Below are 3,911 nucleotides of genomic sequence, written 5' to 3' on the forward strand. Positions count from 1 at the left end.
ACCTGCTCCCCGTCACCCGGCCATCAAAATGACCAGCCGGACGGCCTGACATCCGTCACCGGGTTAAAAGCGAAGCTCAGAAACCGTGACATAAGGAGCCTGCTCGACCTTATCCACAGGTACGGCGGAATCAGTCAGACGCAGATCGGCGCGGCCATCGGATTCAGCCAAGGCCGGGTGAGTGCGACGATCAACGGCACCACCTCCAAGGTCACCGCCTTCGAGGTCTTCGAGCGCATCGCCGACGGCCTGGACATGCCCGACCCCGCCCGGTTGACTCTCGGCCTGGCACCGCGACGACATCCCTCAACCAGTTCACCTACTCGACACACGCCGAATCCGCTCCCATCCGCTCAGCCGACCCCCTCGCCATCGAGTGCGGATCTACCAGCTCAGTACTTGGCCAGCTTGACCGGCGCCTCCAGCCGCCCCGTCATCTCCGGACTCCGGCACGTTCTCACCGGCCACATCCAGGCCGAAGCCATCATGGGACCTCTCCTCTTGATCAGCGCCGTTCAAAGCCAGGTTCCCGTAGTCGGGCAGGTCTGCCAGGTGACCCGAGGAGCCGACCGTACCGAAGCCCTGAGTTTCGCCAGCGAGCTGCTGGAATTCTGTGGATGGCTGCACCAGGACCTAGGCGATTTCACCCGCGCCACGATGTGGACTAACAAGGCCCTGGACTACGCGATGGAGTTGGGCGACCAGCGCGTCATCTCCTACATCCTCATGCGTAAAAGTGTCATCGCCACCGAGTCCGGTGACTATGGCCACGGCCTTGGTCTGGCGAATACGGCTATGGCCAACTCCGGCGCCCTCACTCCCCGGCTCAGAGCGGTCATCTTGAGAACCCGTGCGACAGCGAACGCTCACCTCGGAGAAGCAGCGGACTCAGCGCGTGATTCGGAGATGGCCCTCCTCGAAGCCGCCGCAGGGATGGCGCAGGGCGAAAGCGACCGTGCCCCGTACTGCACTCCCGCCTACATCGCCATGGAGACCGGCGCGACCCGCGTGTTGCTGGGCGAGGCGACCGCGGCCATCCCGATATTCGAGGCCAGCCGATCCCAGTGGCCGGAGACCAGCCAGACACGCGACCATGTCCTGTTCTTGACCCGCATGGCCACTGCCTACGCCATCGCGGGCGAGCGCGACCAGGCATGTGCGGTGACCGAAGATGCCATCACCCGAATGCAGGCCCTTCGATCCAGCCGAGTCGCCGGCCAACTCGCAGCACTACGCCGCCACTTGGCCCGATGGTCGACAGACCCCTACGTGGCAGACTTGCTCACCAGGCTCGACATCCTCTCGGAGTCCTTCGCCCTGCCAGCACTCCAGCCAGAAGGAGACCGGTGACCACGCTGCTGCCCACCGCGACCACCACTGAGGAGCGACAGCGCAACGCCCATGTCGCGATCCTGCCTGTCGGCAGCTTCGAGCAGCATGGTGATCACCTACCTCTCAGCACGGACACCATCGTTGCGACCCTGATAGCCCGTGAGATCGCCGACGCCTACCCCGTGTTGCTGCTCCCACCGGTGACGATCTCCTGCTCTCATGAGCACAGCGCATGGCCGGGAACCGTCAGCATCTCCGCGCGGACCCTGCACGCGATCGTCACCGACATCTACGACTCCGTCACCCGCTCCGGCCCCACAGCCTTAGTCGTCATCAACGGTCACGGCGGCAACTACGTTCTGAGTAACGTCGTTCAGGAGGCCAGCGCCGAAAGCCGCAACATGGCACTGTTCCCCTCCCGCGAAGCCTGGAACGAAGCCCGAGCCACCGCCCAACTCGTCAGCACCATGCACGAGGACATGCACGCTGGAGAGCTGGAGACGTCCCTTCTGCTTCATGCCTGCCCCGAGGTGATCCGCCCCGGCTACCAGTCCGCCGATTGGACCTCCGACGATCGCCGCCATCTCCTAACGAAGGGCATGCAGGCTTACACGGAGAGCGGAGTCATCGGCCGCCCATCCCTGGCGACTGCCGAAAAAGGCAAGGCCGTACTCCACAGCCTCACCAACAGCTTCGCCGACGTGCTGAATCTCTTCACGAAGTCCTGAGCGACAGCACACCAGCTGGACGATCCAGGACTTCGTTCCTCAGCCCTGGCTCATCGGGCAGCCCGAGCCAAGGCCAGATTCGTCCGCACAATTGCAGTCAAGGGATGCGTCGAAGAAGCTCCTGACCTCATCCCACAACAGATCCGGCACTCTGTCATGCTTCCCGTTGAAGGAAGCCAATGCATCTCGCTAAGCCAGTTCGACGGTCATGGTCATTCCCGATGCCTTCTCGGAGCCGGTTTTGTCGAGTCATGGCTAGGCATTTGGCCAGGTCAAAAGAGCGATGGGTGCTGGGTGAGGCTCCTCCTATGGATCAGAAGGCGAGGAGCTTGGGTCGTCTCGGCCGCAGAGTCGATCTTTGTGGGATGGGAATTTTCTCTACAGGTATCCAGATCGTATCCGCAGACCGCAGGAGTGTTCTGGCGTGAACTTCGCTGCAGGTTGGAGTTCGGCGCCTTTCGTGAACTCCGCTGTAGCACGGAGTTTGAGGTGGTACGGCGGCGCTCGTTTACCAGCGGCGGTGGGGCCGGGGTGTGCAGGTACATCCGCAGCCGGACGCGTGATCGTCCGCTGTCCTGGTGGATGGTGAACTCATCGCAGAGCCGGCCCATCAGCCACAATCCGACGCCCCGGCCCGCCTGGTGAGATGAGCGCCAGTGGTAGACATCCTGAGGCACGAGCCGACCGGCGGTGTCGACGACGTCGACAGTCAGCTCCGTCTCGTCGTGCCAGACGGTCAAGGTACCGCTTCCACCGCCGTGTTCCAGGACGTTGACCACGGCTTCGTTGGCGGCGAGCAGCAGGTCCTCCAGTCGCGCTCCGGTCAACCCTGCATCCGTTGCGCGGTGGTGGATCCGTTGCCGCAGGGCGGCCAGGTTGGTGGTGATCGGCCAGGGTCCTCGGTGGTTGGTGCTCACACAGATCCCCTCATGCAGATGCCGTATCTGCTGGATCTCACCGGGGGCTACCGGATTCGCCTACCAGACTCAGGGCGCTTGCTGACGAACTACACGAGGGTGACTACCCGCTCTTGCCTGCTTAACCATCGGCGACCGGCAACCGCGTCCCTGCCAGGGGTATGGCGTCGGTGTGGTGGCGGTGTGGAGATGGTCAGGCACCCCGTTGGCGAGTAGCCTGAGGGAGCGGTGTCTTTCGCTGGCGGGCCTCCGAGCCTGCGGCGTCCTACTTGCATTGATCTCGTGCCGTCCTGACCTCGCGGCTTGTCTCTTTGACGAGCCCCCCGGAGGATCTGGCATGGACGACACCGATGGCACCACCTGCGCACCGATCTACGACGACGGGACGTTGCGCATCACGTCGACGGTTCACCCGCCGGGGATACGACTGGAGGGAGAGCTGGACCGTAGCGGCGTGCCCGCCTTAATGGCGGCGCTGGCCGGGGCGGCCCAAGACGATGGCCCCTTTTACGCCGATCTGAGCGGGCTGGATTTCATCGATGTGAGCGGCCTGCGCGTGCTGGTCACCGCCGGCCTCGGCGCGGGAGGCTCCAGCGCGAGTGTCGTCCGGATGGTGGCGGCCCCAGCGGTGGTGCTCCGCCTGTTACGGCTCACCGGCTGGGACGAGGCGCCTGGATGGGATCAAGCGCCCGCCGTGTGCTTGGATGAGGCGCAGCCCGACGCCGACGAACACTGCCTTACCCTGGTCGCCCCGAATAACGGCCTTTTCCTGATCGCCACGAATGCCCACGCCGTAGATGGTGGAGGTTGATGGACAAGCAGCGGCCGACAGCGGTGTGGGCGGCGATCAACGCTCGCGCTCGCGATGACGGCAAGCCGGTCTCCATCGACACGGTGTGCCTGATCTGCGCGCAGGCGCTGCGCGCCCAAGGGG

At 64.3% G+C, this 3,911-nt stretch carries 3 protein-coding genes and 1 pseudogene; 3 read left to right on the forward strand and 1 reads right to left on the reverse strand.

All coding sequences use genetic code 11. The features are described from left to right. Both ACSDR0_RS49590 and ACSDR0_RS49595 read left to right on the forward strand, forming a co-directional pair. Positions 1-1,350: pseudogene (locus tag ACSDR0_RS49590) on the forward strand (hypothetical protein); the annotation flags it as partial. Then, positions 1,347-2,060, forward strand: coding sequence for a creatininase family protein (locus tag ACSDR0_RS49595; protein ID WP_435295958.1), 714 nt, complete (start codon positions 1,347-1,349; stop codon positions 2,058-2,060). The pseudogene ACSDR0_RS49590 and the gene ACSDR0_RS49595, both read left to right, overlap by 4 nt. Before the next feature lie 272 nt (positions 2,061-2,332). Here the strand turns inward: ACSDR0_RS49595 and ACSDR0_RS49600 are convergent, their stop codons facing one another. Beyond that, on the reverse strand, positions 2,333-2,977 hold the full coding sequence (locus tag ACSDR0_RS49600) for an ATP-binding protein (protein WP_435295959.1): 645 nt from the start codon (positions 2,975-2,977) through the stop codon (positions 2,333-2,335). A gap of 337 nt (positions 2,978-3,314) precedes the next feature. Here ACSDR0_RS49600 and ACSDR0_RS49605 point away from each other — a divergent pair, with 337 nt between their 5' ends. Further along, a complete protein-coding gene (locus tag ACSDR0_RS49605; protein WP_435295960.1) occupies positions 3,315-3,788 on the forward strand; it encodes an STAS domain-containing protein in 474 nt (157 codons plus the stop codon). Positions 3,789-3,911 lie beyond the last annotated feature (123 nt).

It is taken from the genome of Streptosporangium sp. G11 (genome assembly GCF_051192615.1).
GTDB lineage: Bacteria > Actinomycetota > Actinomycetes > Streptosporangiales > Streptosporangiaceae > Streptosporangium.